The following is a 26,996-nucleotide window of genomic DNA, read 5'->3' as shown; positions in this document are numbered from 1 at the left end:
CAAACCTGCCCTCGCGGCTAGGCGCCGAACAAACCACTTCAAACCGGGTCGCGGCTTCGCTACGCTTGCGGCATGTCTCAATCCAGCACTGCAATCTTCGGCGCCCGGCGCGACCAGGCATTTCCCACGCTGAGCGAGGCGGACATCGACCACATGCGCCGTTTCGGCGAGGCCAGCGCCTATGCGGCCGGCGAGCACATCATCAAGGCTGGCGATGTCGCGCCCGGCCTGATCGTCGTGCTGTCGGGCAAGGTTGATATCATCCAGGATGGTCTTGGCCGGCGCGAGACGATCGTCAGCCATGGCCCGGGCAGTTTCGTCGGCGAGCTGGCGCAGCTTTCGGCCCGTCCCTCATTGGTCAATGCCGAGGCCGCCGAGCCGGTCGAGGCCTTCGTCATTCCCTCGCGGCGGGTGCGCGACCTGATGGTGCAGGAGGCCAATCTCGGCGAGCGCATCATGCGGGCGCTGATCCTGCGCCGCGTCGGGCTCCTGGAAAGCGCCACCAGCGGGCCGATCATCATCGGACCGCTCGGCAATGTCGACGTGCTGCGGCTGCAGGGCTTCCTGGCCCGCAGCGGCCAGCCGCACCGCGTGCTCGATTCCGGCAGCGATCCGTGCGCCAAAACCCTGGTCGAGCGTTTCGATGTCGATCCGCACCATTTGCCTGTCGTGTTGTGCCCGAACGGCAGGCTGCTGATGAATCCGAGCGAGAAAGACCTCGCCCGCTGCATCGGCCTGCTCAGGCCGATCGATGCCGATACGCTGTATGATGTCGCCATTGTCGGCGCCGGGCCGGCGGGGCTGGCGGCGGCGGTCTATGCGGCCTCCGAAGGGCTGTCGACCATCGTGCTCGATTGCCGGGCCTTCGGCGGGCAGGCTGGCGCCTCTTCGCGCATCGAGAACTATCTCGGCTTCCCCACCGGCATCACCGGCATGGCGCTGATGGCGCGCGCCTACAACCAGGCGCAGAAATTCGGCGTCGAAATGGTGATCCCGGACGAGGCGAAGCTGTTGAGCGCGGCGACCGACAATTCGGGCGCCGGCTACCTGCTCGATGTCGGCGACGGCGAAACGGTGCGCACGCGCAGCGTGGTGATCGCCAGCGGCGCGCGCTATCGCCGCCTCGACGTCGCCAATTTGTCGCAGTTCGAGGGCACGTCCGTGCACTATTGGGCCTCGCCGATCGAAGGCCGGCTTTGCGCCGGGCAGGAGGTCGCGCTGGTCGGCGCCGGCAATTCGGCCGGGCAGGCGGCGGTCTATCTGGCCAGCCATGCGCGCAAGGTGGCGCTGCTGGCGCGCGGCGGCAGCCTCGATGCCTCGATGTCGCGTTACCTGGTCGAGCGCATCAAGGCGCAGCCGAACATCGAGGTGCTGACCGAGACCGAAATCGAGGCGCTGGAGGGCGAGGAGGGCAATCTTGCCACTGTCCGCTGGCGCAACCGCGTCAGCGGCGAAGAGACGACACGCCCGATCCGCCACCTTTTCCTGTTCATCGGCGCCGACCCGAACACCGACTGGCTGGCGCAATGCAATGTGGCGCTGGATGCCAAGGGCTTCATCCGCACCGGATCGGAACTCGGACCGCAACATGGCCTGATGGAAACCAGCCGCAGCGGCGTATTTGCCATCGGCGATGTGCGTTGCGGCTCGGTCAAGCGCGTCGCGGCCGCCGTCGGCGAGGGCGCCCAGGTGGTCGCCGCCTTGCATGCCTATCTCGCGCGGGACGGCAGCCCGCCGTCACGCCTCAAAGCATGATCCCGAAAAGTCGGTTTTCGGAAAAGCTTCAACGAAGAGACAGTTCAGGAGAGAGTGATGGCGGACGAATGCAGGCATGCGGCCGGGATCAAGGATGTGACGCCGAGCGCGCTCGGCTGCGAGGAATGCCTGAAGAGCGGCTCGTGGTGGGTGCATCTGCGGCTCTGCCGCACCTGCGGCCATGTCGGCTGCTGCGACGATTCGCCCAACCGCCACGCAACCAAACATTTTCACGCCACCAGCCATCCCGTCATCGAGGGCTACGATCCGCCGGAAGGCTGGGGCTGGTGCTATGTCGACGAGGTCTTTCTCGACCTTGGCGACCGCACGACGCCGCAGAATGGTCCGATCCCGCGCTTTTATTGAGGCGCCGTGCCACGCAGCCGGGCCGGGCGCTGCTCAAGGACGCGTTCGCGAACGCGATCGGGCTGTTTCCAGGCGACGGGACTCGGCTTCAGGATCAGCCTACGAAGTACCGATACCCCAGCCATCCCGCCAGCGCCACCGAAGCAACCCAGATACAGGCGATGATCAGCGCCGCGCCGCGGCTCACCGGCCTGTCGACGGCAAGGGCGGCGGCCTGCCTGTGTTCTGCCATGACCTCGGTCGGTATCATCTTGACCACGACAAGGATGCCCAAGGGCACCAGGATCGCATCGTCGAGGTATCCAACCACGGGGATGAAATCGGGAATCAGGTCGATTGGTGACAAGGCGTAGCCCGCGACGCACACGGCAAGCGCCTTGGCGTACCACGGCGTTCGCGGATCGCGCGCGGCAAGGTAGAGCGCATGCACGTCGCGCTTGATCGCCCGGGCCCATTCGCTCAATGTTGCCATTGGATGACCTTAGCGCCAAAGGATGACGCGCCCAATAGCGCACGCTGAGCGCCTCGCAGGATGGTTGGCGGCCCTCGACATGCACGTCCGCCCAACACGGGTTCGCGGCCGGCTGTTGTGCCGCCTATCGCACCGATCCGGTGACCGTCCGGTCGACATCGGGAACGGATCTGCGTTCGTTGCCGGCAAGCGCGGCTATGAGCAGCAGACTGGCCACCACCGGAACGAACAGGACGGCGACACGAGCCTGTATATGAAGAATGGCGCGCCATTCGTTGCTGCGCTTGTCGGGGCTGTCGCTCATCATACTCACTTTGCCATGGACCCCCCGAGGGGTCACATAGAGGCGAACTGTTAAGCAACTCCTTCCGACTTCGTTAACGGGGCTGCAAGCGCGAAATCAGCTGAGCCCGATGCGCCTTGCGCCTTGCCGGGACAGCGCCTCGGCGTCCGCATCGAAGCGGAACGTGCCGATGAAATCGTCGGCGCGGTAGTCCGGCAATGTCCTGCGGATCGCGGCGGCAAAGCCGCGCGCCTCGTCGAGCCGGCCGGCCAGCGCGGCTGGGCGGCAGATCGCGGCGGAAGGTCCTTCCGTGAAATAGTTCCAAAAGCCAGCGACAGGCATGGGCGGCCATGCGATTCTGCGGCGGTGATTCGGGAGGTCCGACCGTGACGCTGTTTCGTGTGGCCGTGCTCGCGGCGCTGGCCTGCGCCAATTCGGCCGAGGCCGCCGACATGGCCTTCTTCGTCAAGAACCTGCGCAAGGAAGCGGTTGCGGTCGAATTGTTCAGCCGCGACCGCGAGACGGTCTGGCCCGGCAACGGCAAGGTGTTCCTGATCGACCCGAAATCCCAGAAATCGGTGCCGCTGTCCTGCAATCAGGGTGAGCGCATCTGCTATGGTGCCTGGGTCGACGGCAATGACAAGATCTCGGCCGGCGTCGGGCCTGACAACGACCAGCCTTGCGACACCTGCTGCTTCATCTGCGTGGAACACACGACCGAGACGATCGATCTGGTGCCGTGATTGGCCGGGGCATCACCAGGGCAATTCCAGGAAATTGTGAAACGGTCTCCGTCCGGAAACGCTCTGGAGCAATTCCAAGAAAAGTCTGAGCGCGTAGAGCGGTTCGCCGTTTCCATGAAACGGTGAACCGCTTTAGGGAAGACCGGCCTTGCGAAAACCATCGACGAAATGATCGCGCATCGCGGTATCGCGGAATGGCTCCGTCCAGACCCAGTAGCTGGTCGTGAAATGCGGGTTGCCGATGAGGAATAATTCGACTTCTGCGCGCGCCTCGTCGAGCCGGCCGAGTTGCGCCAGGCTCGCCGCCAGGAAGCGGCGTGAGCTCGTCCGGTAGGTCTCTTCCCGACGCAAGGTCTCGACGGCGGCTTCGTAGTCGCGCGCCGCATATTGCGCCTCGCCGAGCGTCAGATAGTACCAGCTTGCCGGATAGGGATTGAGCCGGAACGCCTTGCGGATATGCTCGAGGCCTTCCTCGACCTTTCCGGCCAGCACCGCGATGTCGGACAAGGTCGCCCAGGCGTCGGCCTCGTTCGGGTCGAGTTCGAACGCTTTGGCGAATTCGGCATCCGACTCTTCGAAACTGTGTTCATAGGCGAGCAGATTGCCGAGCACCCAACGGCAGCCGGCATCGTTGGGATCGATCGCCACCGCCTTGCGCGCCAGGTCCAGCGCGATGCGACGGTTGGGTTCGACCGGCTCGCCCCAATGCACCCATCCCATCCAGTGGTTCATGGCAAGCCAGCGATGGGCCTCGGCGTAGTCCGGATCGAGGGACACCGCGCGCGTCAGCAACAGATGCGCTTCCCGTGCCGTCTGCGGTGATTCGTCGATCAGCTTGCGCGCCCGCACGCACAGATCGTAGGCCTCGAGATTTGTCGGCCGGTTGCGTGGCGGCGGCGCCCGCAGCCGTCCGAGCAGCGCCTCCACGATCTTGGCCGTGGCCTCGTCCTGAACGGCAAAGATATCGTCCAGGCCGCGATCGAAGCGTTCGGCCCACAGATGCTCGCCGCTTATCGCGTCGACCAGCTGGGCGTTGATGCGCACGCGCCCCGCGGCGCGTCTGGCGCTGCCTTCCAGGAGGTAGCGCACGCCAAGTTCCTCGGCGATCGCGCGCACGTCCATCGCCTTGCCCTTGTAGGCAAAGGTCGAGTTGCGCGCGATGACGAACAGGCCCGGGGCCCTGGACAGGTCGGTGATCAAATCTTCGGTCAACCCGTCGGCGAAGGCCTCCTGCTCGGGGTCGTTGCTGAGATTGACGAAAGGCAGCACCGCTATCGATGGTTTGTCCGGCAGCGGCAAGGGTTTTCGCTTCACGCGATCAAGCTGTTCGATGGCGCCCGTGAAGCGGTAGCCGACGCGCGGAACCGTCGATATCCATTCGCCGCCATCGGCGGGCGAACCAAGCAGCTTGCGCAACTGCGCGATCTGGACGGTGAGGTTGCCTTCCTCGACCGCCGTCCCCGGCCACGCCGCGTCCATCAGCTCGGCTTTCTCAAGGATTTCGCCGGGCCGTCCGACGAGCGCGGCAAGCAATTTCAGCCCGCGATAGCCGACGGCAACGGGATAGTCGTTCCGAAGCAGCGTTCCCGCACCCGGATCAAGCACGAACGGACCAAAGGCAAAGCGCGATCCCTGCATAGGGCGCATCTATAGAGCAATTCCGGGAAAAGTGTGAGGCGGTTTCACCGGGAAAAAAGCGCGCCGCCCTCCCCCAGGGAATGACGCCAAAACAACGCGTTAGGGCCTGTTTGGAACTTTTGAGAACTATTTGGCAGGGCTTAATTACGGCGCCCTCCATATCCTGCAGAATTCAACCTCGTTCAGATCGAAGGCCGCCCATTCTCAAGCCTGTGGGCGCCAAACCATATGGAGGTTGTCATGACCAATATTCTTGCATCGGCTCCCCATCGGGCAGTGCGGCGGGGAATGGGGCAGGCATCGCGCCGGCGCTACAGCCTTGCCACCCTGCGCAACACCATCGCGGCCTGGCGTCAACAGACACGCTTTCGCTGGGATCTCAAGCGGATCTCGGAAGTCAACCCGCATCTGATCGACGATATCGGCCTGACCAGACGGCAGGTCGATGAAGAGATCGCCAAGCTGCCTTTCTGGCAACGATAGGCGAAGGGCGCAATGGCGCCGGTTCGTCGTTTAACTCCTGCGATTATTTCAGGGATTGTCGTCATCCCCCTTTAGCACCGGCCCCCGTCATGGCATGATGACCCCATCGGCCGTGGGGGCCGATTCTTCATCGGGGGTTTCCATGTCTTTCATACCAGCGCGCCGGCTTGCCGCCGCGTTTTCTCTCGCCATCCTGTTTGCACCAGCCGCCCATGCCGGCGACGTCACCTTCGCCGTCAAGAACAGCCATCCCAACGCCATGCGCCTCGAGCTCTACAGCCAGGACCGCGACTATGTCTGGCCGGGCAACGGCAAGGACTTCTATCTCGATGACGGCGAGACCAAGTCGCTGCCGATCTCCTGCAACGAGGGCGAATCGATCTGCTACGGCGCCTGGGTCGATGGCGACGAGGGCACCTATTGGGGCGTCGGCCCCGGCAACAAGGAAAAATGCGAGGATTGCTGCTACACCTGCAGCGGCGGCGAGACCGAGGAGATCAATCTCGTCCCCTGACCGGTTTGCCAGCTTGACGGTTTTCCCCATGGGAGCCATAGCCTGTGCCGATACCCAAAGCGCGCCGCGTCTGTTCAGCCGCGACGCGGCCCAGGCAAGAGGAGCACGGCAATGGCAGGCACGGTCGAGGGTGAGAAGATCGACGTCGGCTTTGCCGGCAAGCGCTGCATCCACTCGCGCAATTGCGTGCTCGGCGACCCGCATGTCTTCGAGCCCAACGCGCCGGGACAATGGATTCATCCCGACGCGGCCGGTGTCGAGAAGATCGTCGCCATAGCCGAAAGCTGTCCGTCCGGCGCCATCACCTATGTCAGGAAGGATGGCGGGCCGCAGGAACAGCCGCCGGTGGTCAACACCGTGCGGCTGCGCGAAAACGGCCCGCTCGCCGTGCATGCCGAGATCGTGCTCGACGGTGAAACCTTCTATCGCGCCACGCTGTGCCGCTGCGGCGCGTCGGAAAACAAGCCGTTCTGCGACGGCAGCCACAGCAAGGCCGGCTTCACCGCCACCGGCGAACCGGCGCTGAAGGACGCGCCGGCGCTAGAAGCGCGCAATGGCCCGCTGAAAGTGACGCCGACCACCAACGGGCCGCTCAAGCTCGAAGGCAATGTCGAGATCGTCACCGGCACCGGCCACACGATCGACCGCACGCAACGCACCTTCCTCTGCCGCTGCGGCCATTCGGCCAACAAGCCGTTTTGTGACAATACACATAAGAAGATCGGCTTCGTGGCATAAAAAGGCCGTTCGCCAGCGTTAGTGCAGGATGAGGGTTCGCGTTCAGGAGGAAATCCATCATGCGCACCATGCTCGTTCTTGCTCTGCTTGCCTTTGCCATGCCCGCCTATGCCGCCAATCATGCGGTCCAGATCAAGGGCATGAAATTTAACCCGGCGAAAATCTCGGCCGCCGTTGGCGATACCATCACTTTCACCAATGCCGACCCGATGACGCACACCGCCACGGCGCTCGACGGCTCCTTCGACACGGGCCACCTCGCCACCGGCAAGAGCGCCAAGGTCAAGGTATCGGCTGCCGGCGCACATCCATTCCATTGTGCGATCCACAGCTCGATGAAGGGCATTGTCACGGCCAAATAGCGGCATCCTCGCCAGATGGTCCCTGGCACTGCGGTCAAGGCCTCCGATCTCCTCCCAAAGGGAGATCGAGGCGCCTATTGCGGTCATCGCGTGTTGGCCCAGCGCTCGTGGCTTTATCGGCCGCCCGCGATAGGCTAAGGGCGGGGAAGCAAAATTCCCCACCGCCCGGACTGCCAATGACCGCCAAGACCAAGCCAAAACCCCTGTTCCTCGGCATCGACACCGGCGGCACCTATACCGATGCCGTGCTGTGGTCCGAGACCGAAGGCCCGCAGCAGGAGCCGAACAAGGGCAAGGTGCTGGCCAAGGCCAAGGCGCTGACCACCAGGCATGATCTCGCCGTTGGTATTTCCGGCGCGGTCGACGCGGTGCTCGAAAAGGCCGGCACCGATCCGGCCGCGATCAAACTGGTCTCGATGTCGACGACGCTTGCCACCAATGCGCTGGTCGAGGGCCAGGGTGGCCGCGTCGCGCTCGTCATGATCGGCTTTTCCGAAGCCGACCTCGCCCGCGACGGGCTGAAGACGGCGCTCGGCACCGATCCGGTGGTGTTTTGCCCGGGCGGCCACGATGTCCACGGCAATGCCGCCAACCTTGATCTGTCAGAACTGGAAGAGGCCTTGCCGGAACTCGGCGCCTCGGTGTCCGGCTTTGCCGTCTGCGCCTATTTCGCCACCCGCAACCCGGCGCACGAGATCGCCGCCCGCGAGCTGATCCGCGACAGAACCGGCCTGCCGGTCACCGCGAGCCATGAACTGTCGGCCAAGCTCGGCGGCCCGCGCCGGGCGCTGACCACGCTGCTCAACGCCAGGCTGATTTCGATGATCGACCGGCTGGTGGCCGCGACCGAAGGGTTTTTGCAAGCCCGCGACATCGCCGCCCCGCTGATGGTGGTGCGCGGCGATGGCGCGCTGGTCTCGGCGGCGTTCGCCCGCCAGCGGCCGATCGAGACCATATTGTCCGGTCCGGCTGCCAGTCTGGTGGGCGCCCGCCACATGACCGGGCTCGACAACGCCGTGGTCTCCGACATTGGCGGCACCACCACCGATGTCGCCGTGCTCGACAAGGGCCGGCCGCGCCTGGATCCCGAAGGCGCCACCGTCGGCGGCTTCCGCACCATGGTCGAGGCGGTCGCCATGCGCACCTTCGGCCTTGGCGGCGATTCCGAAGTGGCGCTGGAGGACGGCGCGCTCAATCCAAAGATCCTGCTTGGGCCGCGCCGCCTGGTGCCGCTGGCGCTGGCTGGCATGGCGCATGGCGAGGCCGTCAAATCGGAGCTCGAACGCCAGCTGCGTTCGCCCAATCCCGGCCGCATGGACGGCCGCTTCGCGGTTCGCACCGGCGTGCCGGACAGGCTTGCCGCCGGGCTGACCGCTCCGGAAGCGCGGCTTTACGAGGCGATCGGCGCGACCCCGCTGGCCCTCGACAGGCTGCTGACGTCGAATGCCCAGAACGCCACCTTGAACCGGCTGGTCTCGCGCGGCCTGGTGCATATCTCAGGCTTCACCCCCTCGGACGCGGCGCATGTGATGGGCAAACAGGCCAATTGGGATGCCGCCACCGCGCGCCTCGGCGCCGAGCTGTTCGCCCGCAAGCGCGATGGCCGCGGCCAGCCCATTGCCGCGTCGCCGGAGGTGATCTCAGAGCGCGTACTGGTGACGCTGACGCGCTGGTCGGCCGAATACATACTCGAAACCGCCTTCGCCGAGGACGGGCTCGATGGCGCGGCGACAGTGGCACACGCGCTGGTGCAGCGTGCCGTCGATGCCCATCCCGGCATCGCCCGGCTGAGCGTCGCGCTCGACCGCCCTGTCATCGGCCTCGGCGCCTCGGCGCCGCTGCACTATGCCGGCCTGGCGCCCCTGGTCGGCAATGACTGCCTGGTGCCCGAGGACACCGATGTCGCCAACGCGCTTGGCGCCGTCGTCGGCCAGGTCAGGGTCTCGGCCGAGGCGCGGGTCAGCCAGCCTAGGGAAGGGCTGTTCCGGCTTGCCTCGGGTGAGACGGTGCGTGATTTCCTCGACGAGGCAGCGGCGATCGCGGCCGCCGAGGCCGATGTGCGGGCCATCGTCGCCGGGCGCGCCCGGGACGCCGGCACCGACAATGCCGAGATCGACGTCGCGACCGAATTCAAGGTTTCCACGGTGGAAGCCCAGCGCATGTTCATCGAAGCGCATGTGGTGGCGGTGGCCTCGGGACGGCCAAGGATCGCCGTGTGAGGATGAGAGCGATCTCCCCCCTTGTGGGGGAGATGGCCGGCAGGCCAGAGGGGGGCGCTGTCCCGCCGACCTATCAGTGGTTTTCAATCAAGCCTTTTGGCCCGGTCTCAAATCGATCACAGGGTAAAGGTTGCGATCCTTCACGCCCCCCTCTGCCCTGCCGGGTATCTCCCCCACAAGGAGGGAGATCGGCTGCTTCGCCAACCTTGCCTAAAGGTCCCCTTCACCTTAAGCCGAATTGACCCTGTAGACCTGACATGCCAAAGGCGCGCCCGAGCCTTTCGTCTGGAGACAAACTGATGACCGTTCGCATCGAGATCGCCGGATTGCGGATTGCCCGCGAGCTGCATGATTTTGTGGCTGGCGAGGCCCTGCCCGGCACCGGCATCGCCGCCGATGCGTTCTGGAATGGTTTTTCGGCCGTCGTCCACGACCTGGCGCCCAAGAACCGGGCGCTGCTCAAAAAACGCGACGCCATGCAGGAAAAGCTCGACGGCTGGTATCGCGACAATGGCGCGCCCGTCGACATGGAGGCTTACAGGGGCTTCCTGAAAGAGATCGGTTATCTCGTTCCCGAGGGGCCGGCCTTCAGCGTCTCGACGGAGAATGTCGATCCCGAAATCGCCGTCGTCGCCGGTCCGCAGCTGGTCGTTCCGGTGATGAATGCGCGTTATGCGCTCAATGCCGCCAATGCGCGCTGGGGCTCGCTCTACGATGCGCTCTATGGCACCGATGCCATTCCCGAGACCGGCGGCGCCGAAAAGGGCAAGGGCTTCAATCCGGCGCGCGGCGCCAAGGTCATCGCCTGGGCCAAGGATTTTCTCGACCAGTCGGCGCCGCTGACCTCGGGCAAATGGGCCGGCGTCAACGGGCTGTCGTTTGTCAACGGCATGCTGCGGCTGGGCGAGGGTGCCGGTGTCACGACACTCGCCAATCCCAAGCAATTCGCCGGCTATCGCGGCGACGCCGCCAACCCCGATGCCGTGTTGCTGGTGAAGAACGGGCTGCATGTCGAGATCGTCATCGACCGCGCCAACCAGATCGGCCGCACCGATCCGGCGGGCATTGCCGACGTCATCCTGGAATCGGCGCTGACCACCATCCAGGACTGCGAGGATTCGGTCGCGGCGGTGGATGCGCAGGACAAGGTCGTCGTCTACCGCAACTGGCTCGGCCTGATGAAAGGCGACCTCGCCGAGGAGATCAGCAAGGGCGGCAAGACGTTTGTCCGCAAGCTCAACCCCGACCGCGCCTACACCGCGCCGGCTGGGGGCCAGCTCACCGTGCCCGGCCGCTCGCTGATGCTGGTCAGGAATGTCGGCCACCTGATGACCAATCCGGCGATCCTGGACCGCGACGGCAACGAAGTGCCCGAAGGCATCATGGACGCCGCGCTGACGGCGCTGATCGCGCTGCACGATGTCGGGCCGAAAGGCCGCCGCGCCAATTCCCGCGCCGGCTCGATGTATGTCGTGAAGCCCAAGATGCACGGGCCGGAGGAAGTCGCCTTCGCCGTCGAGATCTTCGACCGGGTCGAGGCGCTGCTCGGTATGGCGAAAAACACCATCAAGATGGGTATCATGGACGAGGAGCGGCGCACCACCGTCAACCTCAAGGAGGCGATCCGCGCCGCGCGGGAACGCGTGGTGTTCATCAACACCGGCTTCCTCGACCGCACCGGCGACGAGATCCACACCTCGATGGAAGCCGGCCCGATGATCCGCAAGGGCGACATGAAGCAGGCCGCCTGGATCTCCGCCTACGAGGCGTGGAATGTCGACACCGGGCTCGAATGCGGGCTGGCCGGCCATGCCCAGATCGGCAAGGGCATGTGGGCGATGCCGGATTTGATGGCGGCGATGCTGGAACAGAAGATCGCGCATCCCAAGGCCGGCGCCAATACCGCCTGGGTGCCGTCGCCGACGGCCGCGACGCTGCATGCCACGCACTATCACAAGGTCGACGTGCACGCCGTGCAGGCGGCGCTGAAGAACCGGCCGAAGGCCAGGCTCGACGACATCTTGTCCGTGCCGGTGGCCGTGCGGCCGAACTGGACGCCGGACGAAATCCAGCGCGAACTCGACAACAATGCGCAAGGCATTCTCGGCTATGTCGTGCGCTGGATCGACCAGGGCGTCGGCTGCTCGAAGGTGCCCGACATCAACGATGTCGGGCTGATGGAAGACCGCGCCACGCTGCGCATCTCCTCGCAGCACATCGCCAACTGGCTGCGTCACAAAGTGTGCTCGGAGATCCAGGTGCGCGATTCCCTGCAGCGCATGGCGGCCATCGTCGACCGCCAGAATGTCGGCGATCCGCTCTACCGGCCGATGGCGCCGGATTTCGACACTTCCATCGCCTTCCAGGCCGCCTGCGACCTGGTGTTCAAGGGCACCAGCCAGCCCAACGGCTATACCGAGCCGGTGCTGCACGCGCGGCGGCTGGAGCTGAAGGCGAAGCAGGATCAAGCGGATTTGCGTTGAAACGGCCTGACGCAACGGGTCGACCAAGTATCGTCGGTCCGCGCTGCCCCTCAATTGCCCTGCCGGGCATTTCTCCCCGTAGTGACACCGTAGTGACGGGGAGAAAGACGCTTCTATCGCCGATTCGCCAATCACCAATGTCGCAAGAAGAGCGCCGAGGGCGCAGCAGCTCCCTTCTCCCCGTCACTATACGGGGAGAAGGTGCCGGCAAGCGGATGAGGGGCGGCGCTACAATTGGTTGGACAGCGAACTGGCGCCACGAGATCGAGCGCCGATCACACAAATGCGATGTCGAGGTGACCGGCAATCGTTTCCAGGCGCCTTGACGGTCACTGGGCTACCTACTAGTTGGTAGGAAGTGAAACGAGAGATCCCCACCATGTCTGGACAAATGAATGATCAGAGCCGCGCCGCGACATCGAACGGCTGGCTCAAAAGCTATTATTATCTGCGGTTTGCCGTATCGGCGGCCTGGGTTGCGGTGGCTTTCACCGTCGCGAAAGGCAGCCCGCCGCTCGCCGCCGCCATGCTGGTTGCCTACCCTGCATGGGACGCGCTCGCGAATTACATCGACGCCCAGCGTACCGGCGGGCTCGGCCGCAACAAGTCGCAGTTGCTGAACTTCGCCGTCAGCATCCTCGCCACGATTGCCGTCGCCATCGCGCTCGGTCACAGCATGAACGCGGTGCTTTCGGTCTACGGCGTCTGGGCCGTTGTCTCCGGCGTGTTTCAGCTCCTGACCGCGGCGCGGCGCTGGAAAACCAACGGTGCGCAATGGCCGATGATCCTGAGCGGCGCCCAATCGGCGCTGGCGGGTCTCTTCTTCGTCAAGATGGCCGGCGGCACGGAGATCATTGGCATCGCCAATGTCGCGCCCTATGCCGCGTTCGGCGCCTTCTACTTCCTCGTGTCCGCTCTATGGCTGTCGGTCGGCGACATCCTTCGCAAGTCACCGCGGGTCGCAGGTTAGGATAATACCAGGAAAAGTGTGAGCGCTTTCCCTTGGGAATTGCGTCAAAACAAGAGTTAGAGCGGTTCGCCGGTTTCCATGAAACGGCGAACCGCTCTAAGTGCAGAGGAGCCCTCCGCCGGAGCAAGTCATGAGCAAGCCTTCGAACACCGCCGATGAGATCCTGGCCGCCGCGCGAAGCTTCATCGTCGCCGGCGGCTACAATGGCTTCAGCTACGCCGATATCGCCGAGGTGGTTGGCATCCGCAAAGCCAGCATCCATCACCATTTCCCCAGCAAGGTCGACCTCGTGCAGACCCTTCTCAAGCGTTACCTCGAGGATGCCGTCACGGGCATGGCAGGGCTCGAGCGCGATGTCCCCGAGCCGCCGGAGTTGCTTCGCACCTATGCCGGCATCTGGGCCCGGTGCATCGAGGATGCGAGCATGCCGTTCTGCGTCTGCGCACTGCTTGCCAGCGAGCTGCCGGCCCTTCCACCGGAGCTTGCCGTTGAAGTCCGGGCGTATTTTCAGTTTCTCTCGGGATGGCTGACTGGCGTCATCCAGCGCGGTGCCGACAAAGGCACGCTGGCAATTTCCGCTTCGCCACGCGTTGAGGCCGAGGCCTTCATGGCGACCGTGCATGGCGCAATGCTTTCCGCGCGAGCCTATGGCGATGTCTTGACCTTCGGCATGATCCTGACGCCGACGCTTCAGAAGTTGATCCCCGCGACCGACTGATCCGGGCAAAGATGGATCGGCCCGGAGAAACGGACATGGCGTAGCTGCAGATGCCTTCGCCTACGCCGCCTGCGCCACGCGCTCCGAACTCATGCGATAGGAGATCGCCTCGGCCAGATGGATGCGGCCAACGGTTTCGCTGGCGTCGAGATCGGCCAGCGTGCGCGCCACTTTCAGCACGCGGTGGTAGGCCCGCGCCGAAAAGGCGAGCTTTTCGCTGGCGTCCTTGAGCAGCGACAGGCCTGACGCGTCGGGCATGGCGATCTCCTCAATGACGGAGGGCGCGCAATGGGCGTTGGTGGTGGCGCTGGCCACGCCGAGCCGTTCGAAACGCTCGCGCTGGAGGGTGCGGGCGCGTGCCACGCGCAACGCCACATCAGCACTCTTCTCCGCCCGGTCCGGCCTTATCAGGTCGCTGGCCGAGACCGCAGGCACTTCGATCCGCAGGTCGATGCGGTCGAGCAGCGGACCGGAAATGCGTGCCTGATAATCGGTGCGGCAGCGCTCGCCGCGCAGGCAGCGATAGCCCGGCTCGCCGGCCATGCCGCAGCGGCACGGGTTCATCGCCGCCACCAGCTGGATGCGCGCCGGATAGGTGACGCGGTGGTTGGCGCGCGCGATCATGCAGTCGCCGGTCTCCAGCGGCTGGCGCAGCGCATCGAGCGTCTGCGGCGTGAATTCGGGGAACTCGTCGAGGAACAGCACGCCGTGATGGGCGAGCGACACTTCGCCAGGCCGGGCGCGCAACCCGCCGCCGACCATCGCCGCCATCGAGGCCGAATGGTGCGGGGCGCGGAACGGCCGCCGGTCGGTCAGCTTGCCTTCGCCGAGCTCGCCCGCCACCGAGGCGATCATCGAGACTTCGAGCAATTCCTTCGGCATCAGGGGCGGCAGGATCGACGGCAGCCGCTGCGCCAGCATCGACTTTCCCGATCCGGGCGGCCCGACCATCAGAAGATTATGGCCGCCGGCCGCCGCCACTTCCAGCGCCCGCTTGGCCGTCTCCTGGCCCTTGATGTCGGCGAGGTCGGGCAGGTCGCGCGCCGCGGCGTGGATGCCGGCCTCAGGGCGCGACAGCACCTGCGTGCCGCGGAAATGATTGGCGATGGCGATCAGGCTGCGCGGCGCCAGAATGTCGAAATCCTTGCCGGCCCACGCCGCTTCCGGCCCGCAGGCGAACGGACAGATCAGGCCCTTGCCCTCGGCATTGGCGCCGATCGCCGCCGGCAGGGCACCGGCGACCGCGGCAATGGTGCCGTCGAGCGACAATTCGCCAAGCACGACATAACCGGCCAGCATGTCGCCGGGAATGGCGCCAAGCGCGGCCATCAGGCCAAGCGCGATCGGCAAATCGTAGTGGCTGCCTTCCTTGGGCAGGTCGGCCGGCGCCAGATTGACCGTCACCTTCTTCGACGGCATCGACAGGCCGGACGCATGGAGCGCGGCCTGCACCCGCTCGCGGCTTTCGGCCACCGCCTTGTCGGGCAGCCCGACGATCTGCATGCCGACCTTGCCGGGCGCGATCATCACCTGCACGTCGACCGGCACGGCCTCGATGCCCTGGAAAGCGACCGTGCGAACCCGCGCCACCATTTTCCCACCCCGGATATGGGCCGCAACCCATGCGATAGGCCTGGAACGTGGCCCTGGCAGAAGACAATCACAGATTGCCGGTCAAATCAAGAACATTACAAGAACAAGGCAATCGCTCTGGTTGCAGCCGGATTGAGCCCGGTTGAAAAGGCGGAACATGGTTAATACGACCGAAAACGGCCTACTTGCGCCGCTTCCCCTCGACCGCGTCCCAGAACAGGCTGGCGATGTCGGCGCCGCCAAAGCGCTGCACTTCGCGCACGCCGGTCGGCGAGGTCACGTTGATCTCGGTCATGTAGTCGCCGATGACGTCGATGCCGACCAGAATGAAGCCGCGTTCCCTGAGCGACGGCCCGATGCGGGCGCAGATCTCGCGCTCGCGCTCGGTCAGTTCGGTCTTTTCAGCGCGGCCGCCGACATGCATGTTGGAGCGGGAATCGTGCTCGGCCGGAACGCGGTTGATGGCGCCGACCGGCTCGCCGTCGATCAGGATGATGCGCTTGTCGCCCTTGCGCACGTCCTTCAGGTAGCGCTGCACGATGTAGGGCTCGCGGAACATCTGGCCGAACATTTCGAGCAGCGAGGCGAGGTTGCGGTCGGCCTCGTGCAGATGGAAGATGCCGGCGCCGCCATTGCCGTAGAGCGGCTTGACGATGATGTCGCCGAACTCCTTGCGGAAGGCGGCGACTTCTTGGCTGTCCTTGGTGATCAGCGTGTCCGGCATCAGGTCGGCAAACTCGGTGACGAAGATCTTTTCCGGGCTGTTGCGCACCCAGGCCGGGTCGTTGACCACCAGCGTCTTCGGGTGGATGCGCTCGAGGATATGGGTGGTGGTGATGTAGTTCATGTCGAAGGGCGGATCCTGGCGCAGCAGGACCACGTCCATCTCCGACAGATCGGTGCGCACCTTCTCGCCCAGCGAGTAATGGCTGCCCTTCTCGTCGCGCACCTGCAATTCCTCGATGCGCGCAAACACCTTGCCGTCGCGCAGCGACAGCCGGTCGGGCGTGTAGTGGAACAATTGATGGCCGCGCCTCTGCGCTTCCAGCGACAGCGCGAACGAAGTGTCGCCGGCGATCGACACGGTGGAGATATGGTCCATCTGGACGGCGATTTTCAGCTTCATGGCGGGTCCCCAGCGCAGTCGACGAGAGCGATATAAGGGTCACGGAGCCATCTGCCAATTGGCCAGAGCCTGTTATGGTACGGGATGGCGGCGCTTCTCTTGGTGCAAGCAACCTTGGTGTGGCCTATTAGAGGAACAAAATGCGTAAGCAGCCGATGAGGTATCTTTTTGTCATATTTGTAGCGGCGATATTCTATAACACTCTCATTGACAACGAGTATGTATCTTTTATCAGGACACCTGATCCAGACGTGGGGAAAATAGTACCATACCACGTGAAAGGAATTTATGTATACATAACGATTGAGCAGTACAAATTTATTTACTGATTACGATTCGTCGAAATTATGTCCGGGGCCTTAATCTTGATAAGTGCCCTAATTTCCAAAATTAACAACAATGGGAGCTGATTTAAGGTCCGCAAATGGCAAGGCATTCCCCTGTGCCGGCTCACTCTCGGTCTGCCAATCGCGACATTTTGAAGACTGGCATCAGGTAATCGCATGCCCGGCCCCAGCCTTCTGGTTGGAGACGCCTTCCGGTTGAAGACAAGGCAAGCGGCCGCGTCATCGTTTTCTTAAGCCTTGCCGTACAAGAATAGGCTTCGAATACCCCAACGGCAGGCGCCGGATGGGGGTCCTCGATGGAACAACGACCATGAACGCGCTCACCGCCATCCGCGCCGCCGCGACCGACCAGCTTGAACTCACCATCCTGATGCCGTGCCTCAACGAGGCCGAGACGCTGGCCGTTTGTGTCGGCAAGGCCAGGGCTTTCCTCGACAAGGCCGGCATCCTGGGTGAGGTGCTGATATCGGACAATGGCAGCACCGATGGCTCGCAGGAGATCGCGGCCCAGGGCGGCGCCCGTGTCGTTCCGGTGGCGCAGAAGGGCTATGGCGCGGCCCTTCTGGGCGGCATCGCCGCCGCCAGGGGACGCTTCATCATCATGGGCGATGCCGACGACAGCTACGATTTCGGCGCGCTGGATGCCTTCATGACGCGCCTGCGCGACGGCGCCGACCTGGTCATGGGCAATCGCTTCCAGGGCGGCATCGAAACCGGCGCCATGCCGCCGCTGCATCGCTATCTCGGCAATCCGGTGCTGAGCTTCGTCGGCCGCCTGTTCTTCCGCATCAAGACCGGGGACTTCCACTGCGGCCTGCGCGGCTTCAACGCCGAGAGCATCCGCAAGCTCGACCTGCAGACGACCGGCATGGAATTCGCCAGCGAAATGGTGGTGCGCAGCGCGCTTGCCGGGCTGCGCATCGAGGAAGTGCCGACCACGCTCAAGCCCGACGGCCGCAGCCGGCCGCCGCATCTCAGGACCTGGCGTGACGGCTGGCGGCATCTCAAATTCCTGCTCGTCTACAATCCGCGCTGGATGTTCTTCATCCCGGGCGCGGCGCTGTGCGGCCTGGGCACGCTGTTCGCGGCCCTGTTGGTGTTTGGACCGCTGCGGGTGATCGACAATCTTTCGCTCGACCTCAACACCTTCGTCGCCGCCTGCTTCATGATCATCACCGGCATCCAGCTCATCACCTTCGGCGCCATATCGCGATACTATGCCGAGATCACCGGCATCCTGCCGCGCAGCCGCGGGTCCGACTGGCTGAGAAGGACCATCAGCACCGACCGTCTTGCCGCCAATGCCGGCATCTGCTTTGCCGGCGGTGTCCTGTTCTTCGGCTATGCGGTGCTGCGCTGGGCGCATCTTGGCTTCGGCCCGCTGAACGATTCCGAAATCCCGCGCATCGTCGTGCTGGGCCTGAGCCTGATCGTCATTTCGTTCCAGGCCTTCTTTTCGGCATTCCTGCTCGGTGTCCTGGAGATTCCGGTCAAGCGGCTGAAAGCCGGCCAGCCCGGCGGATCAGGCGAAGCCGCCGCGACTGCTGAAAAATGAGCCGGCTTCTACGAAAATTCGCCGCCATACGGCTTGTCCGATTTGTCATCGTCGGCATTGGCGCGGCGCTGCTGCTCTTCGTACTGTCATGGGCGTTGGTGTCGGCCGGGATGCCGCCATTCGTCGGAAGCGTCATCGCCTACATGCTGGCCTTTGTCGTGGCGTATTCGGCACAGCGTGGCTGGACGTTCGAGGGACGGCACGACCACGCCCATGCGCTGCCACGGTATCTCGCCACCCAGCTGGTCTGCGCGGCGTTCGCAGGCCTGTCCGCCCATGTCGCGGTGTCGATATTTTCCGCCTCGCCGTTGATCATGTCAGCCATCATCACGGTCGCCGCAAGCGCCGCGAGCTATGTGCTCTCATCGGTCTGGGTTTTTCGCGACGATCAAAGAGCCGCGTGAAGGCATTCGACGGCGGCCCGTCGACGCGATGCGACGAAGCGCAAGGCTGGTTTAAGATTTGCGCAGTGAGTTCGCGATAACTTCCGGCACGAAAAGAGCGCCCAGAGGCCGTCCCGTGACTCCTGCCGATACCATGGTCTCCGCCGAGGCCGCACCACTTCCGTCACGGCGCAACGACCTCGCGCTCGTGCTCGTCGCCACGCTGGTGATGGTTGCCGTCAGCGCTCTCAGCGGATTCCGTGACTTGACCGACGCCGGCGGCGACAATGACAATCTGCTGCGCCTGGTCGAGGTTCGCGACATGCTGGCCGGCCAGGGCTGGTTCGACCTGCATCAGTACCGGATGGGTCTCGAAGGCGGCTTCGTCATGCACTGGTCGCGGCTGGTCGACGCACCGCTTGCCGCCATCGTTCTCGCAGCCTCGGCGCTGACCGGCAGCATGGCAAGGGCCGAGACCATCGCCGAGGTGCTCTGGCCGGCACTGCTCTTCTACCTCGCTTTGCTCTTTACCGCCCGCGCGGCGCGCAGTTTCGCCGGTGCCGCCGCCGTGCTGCCGGCCGTCGTCATCGGCGCCGCGGCGCTGCACTTCATCGGCATCTTTTCGCCCGGCTCGCTCGATCATCACAATGTCCAGCTGACGCTGACCATGGCCTGCCTGAGCCTGCTGCTCGATGCACCCGTGCAGCGCTGGGCCGCGCTGCTCGCGGGCCTGTGCGCGGCGCTGATGCTGGCGGTCGGCATGGAAACGGCGCCCTACGTCGCCACCATCGGCGCGTGCATTGCCTTGCTGTTTGTCGCCGACCCCGGCGGCGAGGGGCGGATCGCCAGGGATTTCGGCCTTGGCTTTGCCGGCGTTTCAGGGCTGGTCTTCGTCACCACCATCGCCCCGTCGGCGTGGGGCCAGCCGCACTGCGATGCCTTTTCGACAGTGCAGTTCGTGGTGGCCGCGCTCGCCGGATGCGGCCTCGCCGCCGCGGCATCGCTCGATATGGCCAAAGCCACGCTCGGCCGGCGTCTCGTGGCACTCGGCCTGCTTGGCGTGGTGCTTGCCGCTGTCGTGGTGTCGCTTTTCCCGCAATGCCTGGCGGCTCCCTATGCGAACCTCGATCCGCGCCTCAGGGAATTATGGCTCGACAACATCGAAGAGGCGCAGTCGCTGTACAAGCTTGTCATCTACAATCGGGTCGCGGTGGTAGAGCGTTTTGCCACGCCACTGGTGGCGATCCTGCTGATGGCGCTTGGCCTCGGTCGTGGCGGCTCGCAGCGGCAGGACAGCCTGGTTGGCGCGCTGCTGGTGGTGGCGTTCCTGGTCAGTGCGTGGCAAGTGCGCGGCTCGACCTTCTCCATTGCCCTGGCGGTGATCCCGCTTTGCGCGTGGATCGCCAAATGGCGGCAGCGGGCCGAAGCCAGCCCGTCGCGCGGCTCCGCGCTCAGGGTGGCCGCGGCCTGGCTGGTCTCGGTCAATGCACTCTGGGCGTGCGCGGCCGTGGCTGCGTCAAGCGCCTTCGAAACCGGTGCGGCCGTCAACGGCGCCAGTGTCAATGGGAACTGCCAAGGCAAGACCTCGTTTGCGGCGCTCAGCCAGCTGCCGGACACCACCGTGCTCGCTATTTCCAATCTCGGCTCGCCCATCCTGGCCTATTCCGGACATCGCGTTTTCGCCGGGCCGTATCATCGCAACGTCGCGGGAAACCTGCTTGCACTCGATACTTTCCTCGGATCGGACGCCGATGCCAGGTCGGTGGTCGAAAGCCACCATGTCGGGCTTGTCGCGCTCTGCCGTGGCAACCCGGAAACCCGCCTGCTCGTCGGCAGGGCGCCTGACGGATTCCTGGCCAGGCTGGCGCGCGGCGACGTGCCGGACTGGCTGGAGCCAGTGGCGGAGACGGGCGGGCCCCTGCTTGAGCTCTATCGCGTCAAGCTTGGCGGCTGAAAATCACCGCGAAAACAAGGGTTTGACGCTCAGCTTAGCCGGCTTTCCCTGGGCATCCGGCTCTTTGCCGCGGCAACATCGCCGGGGAAACCGGATTGCGTTTTCCGGATCGTGTCCCGGCCGCAAAAAAATCGATTTTCGAGATACGTTTCCTAAAGGGTTTGCTGCCAGTCTCCGATATAAATTCCGACGTCAAAAACAGGGACACCGATGCAAACTCCGTTTGGCACCGGTCAGGCAAACAGGGAGAGCACGGATCTGGCCTTCACCGATCCGTTGACCGGGCTTGGCAACCATCGCCGCTTCTTCGACAAGGTCGATCGCCTGATCAGCGACCGCGCCGATGATCCCGCGCCTTTCACCGTCGGCATTCTCGACCTCGACGGCTTCAAGCCGATCAACGATCTGTTCGGCCACAAGGCCGGCGACGACATCCTGATCCAGGTCGCCATGCGGCTGCGCGCCTCGATGGACGGCCATTCGACGGTCTGCCGCATCGGCGCCGACGAATTCGCCTTCCTCTATCCGCTGGTGTTCTCCGAGGAAGCGGCGGCGGAAAAATCCCGCATGCTGATCGAGATCCTGTCGGCGCCATACGATGTCGGCGAACGCACCGCCAGGCTGTCGGCCTCGGTCGGCTGCTCGCTGTTTTATTCCGGCGACGAGACCACCGAGATCCTCATCAACAAGGCCGAAACCGCGCTCTACCACGCCAAGCGCTCCGGCCGTGGCCGGGTCGTCGTCTACACCCGCGAGATGGAAGAGGCGGCCAAGCGCGTCACCCGCATCGAGCAGGCTCTGCGCCGCGCCGTCTCGGCCGGCGAGGTGGAGCCGCATTTCCAACCGATCGTCGACCTCACCACGCGCCGCACCATCGGCTTCGAGACGCTGGCGCGCTGGACCGATCGTGACCTCGGTGCCGTGCCGCCGACGGTCTTCATCCCCATCGCCGAAGAGCGCGGCATCATCGGCCCGCTGTCGCAGCTCGTGCTGCGCAAGGCGACCGAGGCGGCCAGGAACTGGCCGAGCGACCTGTTCCTGTCCTTCAACCTGTCGCCCTCGCAGCTCGTCGACCAGAACACCGGCCTGCACATATTGGCGATCCTCGACCGCACCGGCTTTGATCCGCGCCGCCTCGAGATCGAGATTACCGAGACCGGCCTGATGAACGACCCGGCCTCGGCCGCGCAGATCGTCGAGGATCTGCGTCGCGTCGGCATCCGCGTCTCGCTCGACGATTTCGGCACCGGCCAGTCCTCGCTCGGCCGCCTGCGCGAATTCCATTTCGACAAGCTCAAGATCGACCGCGCCTTCGTCTCCTCCATTCTCGACGACCGCCCGTCCGAACACATCATCCGCGCCATTCTCGCCATGTGCGAAGGGCTTGGCATGGATGTGGTCGCCGAAGGCATCGAAGAGGAAGCGCAGGCCGATCGCCTTGTCCAGTTCGGCTGCGCCGGCGGGCAGGGCTATCTCTTTGGCAAGCCGGTCGATGCCGACGCCACGCTCGGCTATCTCCGCGATTCCTTCCGCGGCGCCCTGCGCGCCAAGGCGATCTGACCGGCGATTTCGACGTAGTCAGCATTCCGCCGATGTCGCGGCGCGCTTCCACTGCGGCGCATTGTCGTTTTGTCCGACATGAGCCTGCAAATCCGACGTTTCGCCCTTGCCCGCGCGACTTGCGTGGCTAGGATGCGCGCCGTTCACGCCTACAGCGCCGTGCGTCCTTGGGACGCGCAAAGGACGCTGTTGCAACTTGTATTTGCGCATGATCCCTATCCGAAAATCGATCCGATTTTCGGGGTCATGCGCTGGGAGACAAGAAAGATGATGCCATCGGCGGATTTTGCCGACCTCAAGGGCGCCTCGGTGCTGATCACCGGCGGCGGTTCCGGGATCGGCGCGGCGCTGACCGAGGGTTTCGTGCGCCAGGGCGCCAATGTCGCCTTCATCGACATCGCCGAGGGTCCGAGCACGCTGCTTGCCGACCGCATCGAGAAGGAATTCGGCCGGCGGCCGCTCTATCTCAAGACCGATCTGCGCGACATCGAGGCGCTGCGCGCCTCGGCGGCCAAGGCGGCACAGGCGCATGGCGATGTCACCGTGCTGATCAACAATGCCGCCTGGGACGAGCGCCACGCCGTCGAGGACGTGACGGTGGAGTTCTGGGACAACAACCAGGCGATCAACCTCAGACCACATTTCTTCACCGCGCAGGCGGTGGCGCCGGGCATGAAGCGGGCCGGCGGCGGCTCGATCATCAACTTCACCTCGACATCCTACCTCATCAACCATCCCGACATGCCGGCCTACACCGCCGCCAAGGCGGGCATCCTCGGCCTCACCAAAGGGCTGGCCGGCAAGCTCGGGCCCGACCGTATCCGCGTCAACGCCGTCGCGCCCGGCTGGGTGATCACCGAGCGGCAGCAGGAACGCTGGGTGACCGAAGGGGCGCTTGCAGCCCATGTCGCCAAGCAGTGCATCAAGGAGGTCATGCGCCCGGACGACATGGTCGGCACGGTGCTGTTCCTGGCCTCGGATGCCTCGCGCATGCTGACCGCGCAGATGCTGATCGTCGACGGAGGTTTTCTGTGAGCCCGGAATTTGCCGGCGATATGCCGGCGGTAGCCGCGCTTGATTGGGGCACGACCCGGCTTCGCGCATGGCTGATCGACGGCAGCGGCAAGGTGCTTGCCGAGCGCCGCGGCGATGACGGCCTGATCACCGCGCGCGAAAAAGGTTTTTCGAACGTTCTGGAAGGCCATCTGGCCGCCCTGGGCGCGCCGGAAACACTGCCCGTCATCATCTGCGGCATGGCCGGCTCCCGTCAGGGCTGGATCGAGGCGCCCTATGTGAGCGTGCCGGCGCCGATCGGCGCCATCCTCGGCGGTGCCGCCCGCGTGGCTGATCAGAAACGCGACATCCGCATCGTGCCGGGCCTTGCCCAGCGCCTGGCCGATGCGCCCGATGTCATGCGCGGTGAGGAAACACAATTGGCTGGCGCCGGTTTGCCGCCGAAGGGGCGGCATCTCGCCTGCATGCCCGGCACCCATTCGAAATGGGTGCTGGTCGAGGACGGCGCGGTTGCCGGCTTCGGCACATGGCCGACCGGCGAGTTGTTCTCGGTGCTTTCAGCGCATTCCATCCTCAAACATTCGCTGGGCGAGCATCCGGCTCCCGTCGCTGCGGGCAATCCGTTCTTCCGGCAGTGGTGCGAACGCGCGCTCGGCGAGGGCGGTGACGTCACCTCGAAGCTGTTTGCCATCCGCGCCGCCGGGCTCCTGCAGGACCTGAAGTCGGAAGATGCGGCTTCCTGTCTGTCCGGGCTTCTGATCGGCGGCGAGATCGCCTCGGCGAAGCTCCGCTATGGCGCCGGCGATGCGCCCGTCGTGCTGATTGCCTCGGGCGCGCTCGCTGTGCTCTACCAGGCCGCACTCGGCTTTGCGGGGCTTGCCGTCCGCACCGTCGACGCCGATGAAGCGGTGCGCGCCGGCCTCATCGAAGCCGCGCGCGAAAACGGCATGATCGCCAGAACCGGAGCCTTGGCATGACCGAGACCGCAGCCTTTCCAAGACTCAAGCGCGGGCTGGTCGCCATCCTGCGCGGCCTGAAACCCACGGAGGCGATTGCCATGGGGCAGGCGCTGTTCGACGCCGGCATCGAGGCGATCGAAGTGCCGCTCAACTCGCCCCAGCCATTCTCGTCGATCGCCAGGATTGTCCAAGTGCTGCCGAAAACCGCCTTGGTCGGTGCCGGCACGGTGCTGACGGCGGCCGATGTCGACGGCCTGCACCAGGCCGGCGGGCGGCTGCTGGTCAGCCCCAACATCGATGCCGAGGTGATGGCGCGCGCCATGCACTACGGCATGGTGACCATGCCCGGCGTGTTCACGCCGACGGAAGCTTTTCAGGCGATCAGGCTGGGCGCTTCGGCCTTGAAGTTCTTTCCGGCGAGCGCGCTCGGCGCATCAGGCATTTCCGCCATCCGGGCGGTGCTGCCGGCGAAGACCCTGGTCGGCGCCGTCGGCGGCGTTTCGGAGAAGGACTTTGCCGGCTACAAGGCGGTGGGCGTCACGGTCTTCGGCCTGGGCTCCAGCCTGTTCAAACCGGGCATGAGCGTCGACGACGTCGCCGCCCGTGCGCACGCCGCCGTTGCGGCCTGGGATGCGGTGTTCGGAGAAGCATGATGAGCGCGGTTTCGATTTTTTCCGATCACATCTGCCAGCTCGGCGAAGGCCCGAGCTACGATCCCGCTACCGATGCGCTGTTCTGGTTCGACATCGTCAACGGCCAGCTTCTGGAAAAGCCGCTCACGGGCGCCCTGAAGATCCACGAGCTTGGCCAGATGGCCAGCGCCATTGCCATCATCGACGAGCAGCGCCAGCTGATCGCCACCGAGACCGGGCTTTTTGTCCGCGATGTCGCGACCGGCACGATGACGCTGCACACGCCGATCGAGGCCGATAATCCGCTCACCCGCTCCAACGATTCCCGCGTCCATCCCTGCGGTGCCTTCTGGGTCGGCACGATGGCCAAGGACGAGAGCAAGGGCGCGGGCTCGATCTACTGGTTCTCTAGGGGCGAACTGCGCCGCCTGTTTTCGGACATCACCGTGTCGAACTCGATCTGCTTTTCCGAGGACGGAACGATCGCCTACTACACCGACACCGCGACCGGCCTGTTGATGCGCGTCGGCTGCGATCCGGTGACAGGCCTGCCGGTTGGCGAACCGAAAGTGTTCGTCGACCACCGCTCGTCGAAGGGCTACGTCGACGGCTCTGTCGTCGACCGCGATGGTGTGCTGTGGAATGCCGTCTGGGGCGGCAAGGCGGTGAAGGCCTATTCGCCCGATGGCACATTGTTGCGCGAAATTCCCATGCCGGCGACGCAGGCGTCCTGTCCGGCCTTTATCGGCGCCAAGGCCGACCGGCTGGCGGTGACCTCGGCCTGGAAGGGCAAGGACGACAAGCAGCGCAAGCTCGATCCGCAGGCGGGCATGACCTTCCTCGTCGATATCCCCGTCAACGGCCGGTTCGAACCGCGCGTGCTGATCGCCTGAGCACCCGCGGCAGGTAATTGTTTTCGCGGGCGTTGTCACGCAAGCGCCCGGCACGGTCGGTTTCGCGAAAGCCGATGGCAGGCGCCGTGGGATGGTAATGCATGTCGTTTCGACGCGACGCGCTCTAAGCCATCGCACCGCTGGAATCCGCCCCATCATGTCAAAGCATAAGCCGAAGCTGATCCTTGTCTACGAGCCGGAGAAGGCTTGTTTCGATCGTCTGATCGCCGACGGCTTCCCATCGCAGCGCGCCACCGAGATCTCATCCTACCTCGCGCAGTCGACGGACATCGCCCCCGAATTCGCCGCACTCGCCGCCGCCTGCGAGGCGCGGGGTCTCGCCTTTGCGCCGGTGGCGCTCGACGATGCAGCCGAGGCGCTGGAGGGTGCGGATGCGCAGAGCACGCTGGTCTGGACATTGTCCGACGGCGTCGCCTATTTCCGTGGCGGCGCGGCTCCCGCACTGGCCCGGCTCAAGGGGTTGCGGACGATCGGCGCCGATGATTCGCTGTTCGCGCTCTGCCAGGACAAGTTCCGCTCCGGTGCCGTGCTTGGCGCGCTCGGCCTGCCGGCGCCGCAGGCTGGCCTTGCCCGTGATGGCAAATGGCTGGTCGAGCCGCCGGCCTCCGCCGCCGGCTGGTTCGTCAAGCCCAACCGGCTTGGCGCCAAGATCGGCATCTGGCCGGATTCACGTGTGGCTGATCTCGGCCACGCGCTGGAGCTTAGCCGGCGGGTCTTCGCCGCCTATCGCGACGATGTCGTCGTCCAGCCCTATGTCGCCGGCCGCAATGTGCGCGCCAGCTTTCTCGCACTGACGCCGCAAACCGGTGTCGAGGCGCTCGGCGTCGCCTTTGTCGATTCCGGCGCGGATTTCCAGACCATGGCGGACAGTATGGCGCTCTACGGCGAGACCGGCGAGGCGGCGAAGGCGGCAGGATTTTATGCCGAACCAGAGCTCGTCGCCGTCGCCGATGTCCAGCCGGTCGCCGACGCCAGGATCAGAGCGATCGCCGGGCGGCTGATCGGCGGGCTCGGCCTGCGCGACGTGTTTTCCATCGACCTGCGCGTCGAGGCCGACGACACGGTTCACCTGATCGAATTCGAGGTCTGCCCCGGCCTTCCCTGCTTCGATTTCCGCGCCTACTGCCGCCGGCAATGGGGCCTGGAGCTTGCCGACGTCATGGCCGAGACGGCGGCAAGCCGATTTATCGGCGAGCGCCACGGCGGCTAGGCTCG

27 protein-coding genes are annotated in these 26,996 nt (G+C 64.9%); 20 read left to right on the top strand and 7 right to left on the bottom strand.

Features of this window, described 5'->3' with window-relative positions:
• The first annotated feature begins 72 nt into the window (after positions 1 to 72).
• Positions 73 to 1,755 carry a cyclic nucleotide-binding domain-containing thioredoxin-disulfide reductase gene (locus tag CK227_RS14050; RefSeq protein WP_095773380.1) on the top strand — a complete coding sequence of 561 codons (1,683 nt, stop codon included), beginning with the start codon at positions 73 to 75 and terminating at the stop codon, positions 1,753 to 1,755.
• Between the two features lie 57 nt (positions 1,756 to 1,812).
• The gene (locus CK227_RS14045) at positions 1,813 to 2,121 is read left to right on the top strand and encodes a UBP-type zinc finger domain-containing protein (RefSeq protein WP_095773379.1); all 309 of its coding nucleotides are present in this window, start codon (positions 1,813 to 1,815) and stop codon (positions 2,119 to 2,121) included.
• A gap of 94 nt (positions 2,122 to 2,215) precedes the next feature.
• Here CK227_RS14045 and CK227_RS14040 read toward each other — a convergent pair whose 3' ends face one another.
• From CK227_RS14040 to CK227_RS14030, 3 genes are all read right to left on the bottom strand, one after another.
• Positions 2,216 to 2,593 (bottom strand): YkvA family protein, encoded by a 378-nt coding sequence (locus tag CK227_RS14040; protein WP_095773378.1) that lies wholly within the window; start codon positions 2,591 to 2,593, stop codon positions 2,216 to 2,218.
• Positions 2,594 to 2,717: 124 nt separating this feature from the next.
• Positions 2,718 to 2,897, bottom strand: a complete 180-nt coding sequence (locus CK227_RS14035) for a hypothetical protein (protein ID WP_179295948.1) — start codon at positions 2,895 to 2,897, stop codon at positions 2,718 to 2,720.
• Between the two features lie 96 nt (positions 2,898 to 2,993).
• Positions 2,994 to 3,218, bottom strand: coding sequence for a hypothetical protein (locus CK227_RS14030; protein ID WP_095773376.1), 225 nt, complete (start codon positions 3,216 to 3,218; stop codon positions 2,994 to 2,996).
• Positions 3,219 to 3,262: 44 nt separating this feature from the next.
• Here CK227_RS14030 and CK227_RS14025 point away from each other — a divergent pair, with 44 nt between their 5' ends.
• Positions 3,263 to 3,619, top strand: coding sequence for a hypothetical protein (locus tag CK227_RS14025; RefSeq protein ID WP_095773453.1), 357 nt, complete (start codon positions 3,263 to 3,265; stop codon positions 3,617 to 3,619).
• Positions 3,620 to 3,751: 132 nt separating this feature from the next.
• On the opposite strand, the gene CK227_RS14020 is transcribed toward CK227_RS14025, so the two are convergent.
• On the bottom strand, positions 3,752 to 5,266 hold the full coding sequence (locus tag CK227_RS14020) for a winged helix-turn-helix domain-containing protein (protein ID WP_179296447.1): 1,515 nt from the start codon (positions 5,264 to 5,266) through the stop codon (positions 3,752 to 3,754).
• Positions 5,267 to 5,497: 231 nt separating this feature from the next.
• Between CK227_RS14020 and CK227_RS14015 the strand changes: the two genes are divergently transcribed.
• From CK227_RS14015 to CK227_RS13975, 8 genes are all read left to right on the top strand, one after another.
• A complete protein-coding gene (locus CK227_RS14015; protein ID WP_245318143.1) occupies positions 5,498 to 5,740 on the top strand; it encodes a DUF1127 domain-containing protein in 243 nt (80 codons plus the stop codon).
• A gap of 142 nt (positions 5,741 to 5,882) precedes the next feature.
• Entirely contained in the window at positions 5,883 to 6,254 is a 372-nt protein-coding gene (locus CK227_RS14010; RefSeq protein ID WP_095773373.1) for a hypothetical protein, read from the top strand.
• A gap of 111 nt (positions 6,255 to 6,365) precedes the next feature.
• Positions 6,366 to 6,992, top strand: a complete 627-nt coding sequence (locus CK227_RS14005; RefSeq protein ID WP_095773372.1) for a CDGSH iron-sulfur domain-containing protein — start codon at positions 6,366 to 6,368, stop codon at positions 6,990 to 6,992.
• Between the two features lie 59 nt (positions 6,993 to 7,051).
• Positions 7,052 to 7,354: a cupredoxin family copper-binding protein gene (locus CK227_RS14000; RefSeq protein WP_095773371.1), complete on the top strand. Its 303-nt coding sequence runs from the start codon at positions 7,052 to 7,054 to the stop codon at positions 7,352 to 7,354.
• 176 nt (positions 7,355 to 7,530) lie between these two features.
• Positions 7,531 to 9,573, top strand: coding sequence for a hydantoinase/oxoprolinase family protein (locus CK227_RS13995; RefSeq protein WP_095773370.1), 2,043 nt, complete (start codon positions 7,531 to 7,533; stop codon positions 9,571 to 9,573).
• A gap of 299 nt (positions 9,574 to 9,872) precedes the next feature.
• Entirely contained in the window at positions 9,873 to 12,056 is a 2,184-nt protein-coding gene (locus tag CK227_RS13985; RefSeq protein ID WP_095773369.1) for a malate synthase G, read from the top strand.
• A gap of 379 nt (positions 12,057 to 12,435) precedes the next feature.
• Positions 12,436 to 13,026, top strand: coding sequence for a DUF308 domain-containing protein (locus CK227_RS13980; RefSeq protein WP_095773368.1), 591 nt, complete (start codon positions 12,436 to 12,438; stop codon positions 13,024 to 13,026).
• A 130-nt stretch (positions 13,027 to 13,156) separates the two neighbouring features.
• Complete coding sequence (locus tag CK227_RS13975) at positions 13,157 to 13,744, top strand: TetR/AcrR family transcriptional regulator (protein WP_095773367.1); 588 nt, start codon at positions 13,157 to 13,159, stop codon at positions 13,742 to 13,744.
• A 60-nt stretch (positions 13,745 to 13,804) separates the two neighbouring features.
• Here the strand turns inward: CK227_RS13975 and CK227_RS13970 are convergent, their stop codons facing one another.
• Together CK227_RS13970 and gshB are read right to left on the bottom strand one after the other, a co-directional pair.
• Positions 13,805 to 15,337, bottom strand: coding sequence for a YifB family Mg chelatase-like AAA ATPase (locus CK227_RS13970; protein ID WP_095773366.1), 1,533 nt, complete (start codon positions 15,335 to 15,337; stop codon positions 13,805 to 13,807).
• Positions 15,338 to 15,518: 181 nt separating this feature from the next.
• Positions 15,519 to 16,463 carry a glutathione synthase gene (gene gshB, locus CK227_RS13965; protein WP_095773365.1) on the bottom strand — a complete coding sequence of 315 codons (945 nt, stop codon included), beginning with the start codon at positions 16,461 to 16,463 and terminating at the stop codon, positions 15,519 to 15,521.
• Between the two features lie 657 nt (positions 16,464 to 17,120).
• Here gshB and CK227_RS13955 point away from each other — a divergent pair.
• The 4 genes from CK227_RS13955 to CK227_RS13940 all read left to right on the top strand — a co-directional run bounded on the left by CK227_RS13955 (position 17,121) and on the right by CK227_RS13940 (position 22,262).
• Positions 17,121 to 18,365 (top strand): glycosyltransferase family 2 protein, encoded by a 1,245-nt coding sequence (locus CK227_RS13955; RefSeq protein WP_095773363.1) that lies wholly within the window; start codon positions 17,121 to 17,123, stop codon positions 18,363 to 18,365.
• The gene (locus tag CK227_RS13950) at positions 18,362 to 18,769 is read left to right on the top strand and encodes a GtrA family protein (protein WP_095773362.1); all 408 of its coding nucleotides are present in this window, start codon (positions 18,362 to 18,364) and stop codon (positions 18,767 to 18,769) included. Before CK227_RS13955 ends, CK227_RS13950 begins: the two co-directional genes overlap by 4 nt.
• A gap of 115 nt (positions 18,770 to 18,884) precedes the next feature.
• Entirely contained in the window at positions 18,885 to 20,702 is a 1,818-nt protein-coding gene (locus tag CK227_RS13945; RefSeq protein WP_095773361.1) for a polysaccharide biosynthesis protein GtrA, read from the top strand.
• A 210-nt stretch (positions 20,703 to 20,912) separates the two neighbouring features.
• On the top strand, positions 20,913 to 22,262 hold the full coding sequence (locus CK227_RS13940; RefSeq protein WP_095773360.1) for an EAL domain-containing protein: 1,350 nt from the start codon (positions 20,913 to 20,915) through the stop codon (positions 22,260 to 22,262).
• A gap of 18 nt (positions 22,263 to 22,280) precedes the next feature.
• On the opposite strand, the gene CK227_RS36160 is transcribed toward CK227_RS13940, so the two are convergent.
• The gene (locus CK227_RS36160; protein ID WP_142877238.1) at positions 22,281 to 22,472 is read right to left on the bottom strand and encodes a hypothetical protein; all 192 of its coding nucleotides are present in this window, start codon (positions 22,470 to 22,472) and stop codon (positions 22,281 to 22,283) included.
• 57 nt (positions 22,473 to 22,529) lie between these two features.
• Here CK227_RS36160 and CK227_RS13935 point away from each other — a divergent pair, with 57 nt between their 5' ends.
• The 5 genes from CK227_RS13935 to CK227_RS13915 all read left to right on the top strand — a co-directional run bounded on the left by CK227_RS13935 (position 22,530) and on the right by CK227_RS13915 (position 26,991).
• Positions 22,530 to 23,297 carry an SDR family oxidoreductase gene (locus CK227_RS13935; RefSeq protein ID WP_095773452.1) on the top strand — a complete coding sequence of 256 codons (768 nt, stop codon included), beginning with the start codon at positions 22,530 to 22,532 and terminating at the stop codon, positions 23,295 to 23,297.
• Positions 23,294 to 24,253 carry a 2-dehydro-3-deoxygalactonokinase gene (locus CK227_RS13930; RefSeq protein WP_179296446.1) on the top strand — a complete coding sequence of 320 codons (960 nt, stop codon included), beginning with the start codon at positions 23,294 to 23,296 and terminating at the stop codon, positions 24,251 to 24,253. Before CK227_RS13935 ends, CK227_RS13930 begins: the two co-directional genes overlap by 4 nt.
• Entirely contained in the window at positions 24,250 to 24,888 is a 639-nt protein-coding gene (locus tag CK227_RS13925; RefSeq protein ID WP_095773359.1) for a 2-dehydro-3-deoxy-6-phosphogalactonate aldolase, read from the top strand. Before CK227_RS13930 ends, CK227_RS13925 begins: the two co-directional genes overlap by 4 nt.
• Complete coding sequence (locus CK227_RS13920; protein WP_095773358.1) at positions 24,885 to 25,760, top strand: SMP-30/gluconolactonase/LRE family protein; 876 nt, start codon at positions 24,885 to 24,887, stop codon at positions 25,758 to 25,760. Before CK227_RS13925 ends, CK227_RS13920 begins: the two co-directional genes overlap by 4 nt.
• Before the next feature lie 157 nt (positions 25,761 to 25,917).
• A complete protein-coding gene (locus CK227_RS13915; protein ID WP_095773357.1) occupies positions 25,918 to 26,991 on the top strand; it encodes a D-alanine:D-lactate ligase-like protein in 1,074 nt (357 codons plus the stop codon).
• Positions 26,992 to 26,996: the final 5 nt, after the last annotated feature.

The organism is Mesorhizobium sp. WSM4308 (assembly GCF_002294905.1).
GTDB lineage: Bacteria > Pseudomonadota > Alphaproteobacteria > Rhizobiales > Rhizobiaceae > Mesorhizobium.
The sequence above is the reverse complement of the archived record's forward strand: the minus strand, read 5'-3'. Positions and strand labels throughout refer to the sequence as shown.

Coding starts and splice junctions, on each gene's coding strand:
- CK227_RS14050 (WP_095773380.1), top strand. CDS start 73: ATGTCTCAATCCAGCACTGCAATCTTCGGCGCCCGGCGCGACCAGGCA.
- CK227_RS14045 (WP_095773379.1), top strand. CDS start 1,813: ATGGCGGACGAATGCAGGCATGCGGCCGGGATCAAGGATGTGACGCCG.
- CK227_RS14040 (WP_095773378.1), bottom strand. CDS start 2,593: ATGGCAACATTGAGCGAATGGGCCCGGGCGATCAAGCGCGACGTGCAT.
- CK227_RS14035 (WP_179295948.1), bottom strand. CDS start 2,897: ATGAGCGACAGCCCCGACAAGCGCAGCAACGAATGGCGCGCCATTCTT.
- CK227_RS14030 (WP_095773376.1), bottom strand. CDS start 3,218: ATGCCTGTCGCTGGCTTTTGGAACTATTTCACGGAAGGACCTTCCGCC.
- CK227_RS14020 (WP_179296447.1), bottom strand. CDS start 5,266: ATGCGCCCTATGCAGGGATCGCGCTTTGCCTTTGGTCCGTTCGTGCTT.
- CK227_RS14015 (WP_245318143.1), top strand. CDS start 5,498: ATGACCAATATTCTTGCATCGGCTCCCCATCGGGCAGTGCGGCGGGGA.
- CK227_RS14010 (WP_095773373.1), top strand. CDS start 5,883: ATGTCTTTCATACCAGCGCGCCGGCTTGCCGCCGCGTTTTCTCTCGCC.
- CK227_RS14005 (WP_095773372.1), top strand. CDS start 6,366: ATGGCAGGCACGGTCGAGGGTGAGAAGATCGACGTCGGCTTTGCCGGC.
- CK227_RS14000 (WP_095773371.1), top strand. CDS start 7,052: ATGCGCACCATGCTCGTTCTTGCTCTGCTTGCCTTTGCCATGCCCGCC.
- CK227_RS13995 (WP_095773370.1), top strand. CDS start 7,531: ATGACCGCCAAGACCAAGCCAAAACCCCTGTTCCTCGGCATCGACACC.
- CK227_RS13985 (WP_095773369.1), top strand. CDS start 9,873: ATGACCGTTCGCATCGAGATCGCCGGATTGCGGATTGCCCGCGAGCTG.
- CK227_RS13980 (WP_095773368.1), top strand. CDS start 12,436: ATGTCTGGACAAATGAATGATCAGAGCCGCGCCGCGACATCGAACGGC.
- CK227_RS13975 (WP_095773367.1), top strand. CDS start 13,157: ATGAGCAAGCCTTCGAACACCGCCGATGAGATCCTGGCCGCCGCGCGA.
- CK227_RS13970 (WP_095773366.1), bottom strand. CDS start 15,337: ATGGTGGCGCGGGTTCGCACGGTCGCTTTCCAGGGCATCGAGGCCGTG.
- gshB (WP_095773365.1), bottom strand. CDS start 16,463: ATGAAGCTGAAAATCGCCGTCCAGATGGACCATATCTCCACCGTGTCG.
- CK227_RS13955 (WP_095773363.1), top strand. CDS start 17,121: ATGAACGCGCTCACCGCCATCCGCGCCGCCGCGACCGACCAGCTTGAA.
- CK227_RS13950 (WP_095773362.1), top strand. CDS start 18,362: ATGAGCCGGCTTCTACGAAAATTCGCCGCCATACGGCTTGTCCGATTT.
- CK227_RS13940 (WP_095773360.1), top strand. CDS start 20,913: ATGCAAACTCCGTTTGGCACCGGTCAGGCAAACAGGGAGAGCACGGAT.
- CK227_RS36160 (WP_142877238.1), bottom strand. CDS start 22,472: ATGCGCAAATACAAGTTGCAACAGCGTCCTTTGCGCGTCCCAAGGACG.
- CK227_RS13935 (WP_095773452.1), top strand. CDS start 22,530: ATGATGCCATCGGCGGATTTTGCCGACCTCAAGGGCGCCTCGGTGCTG.
- CK227_RS13925 (WP_095773359.1), top strand. CDS start 24,250: ATGACCGAGACCGCAGCCTTTCCAAGACTCAAGCGCGGGCTGGTCGCC.
- CK227_RS13920 (WP_095773358.1), top strand. CDS start 24,885: ATGATGAGCGCGGTTTCGATTTTTTCCGATCACATCTGCCAGCTCGGC.
- CK227_RS13915 (WP_095773357.1), top strand. CDS start 25,918: ATGTCAAAGCATAAGCCGAAGCTGATCCTTGTCTACGAGCCGGAGAAG.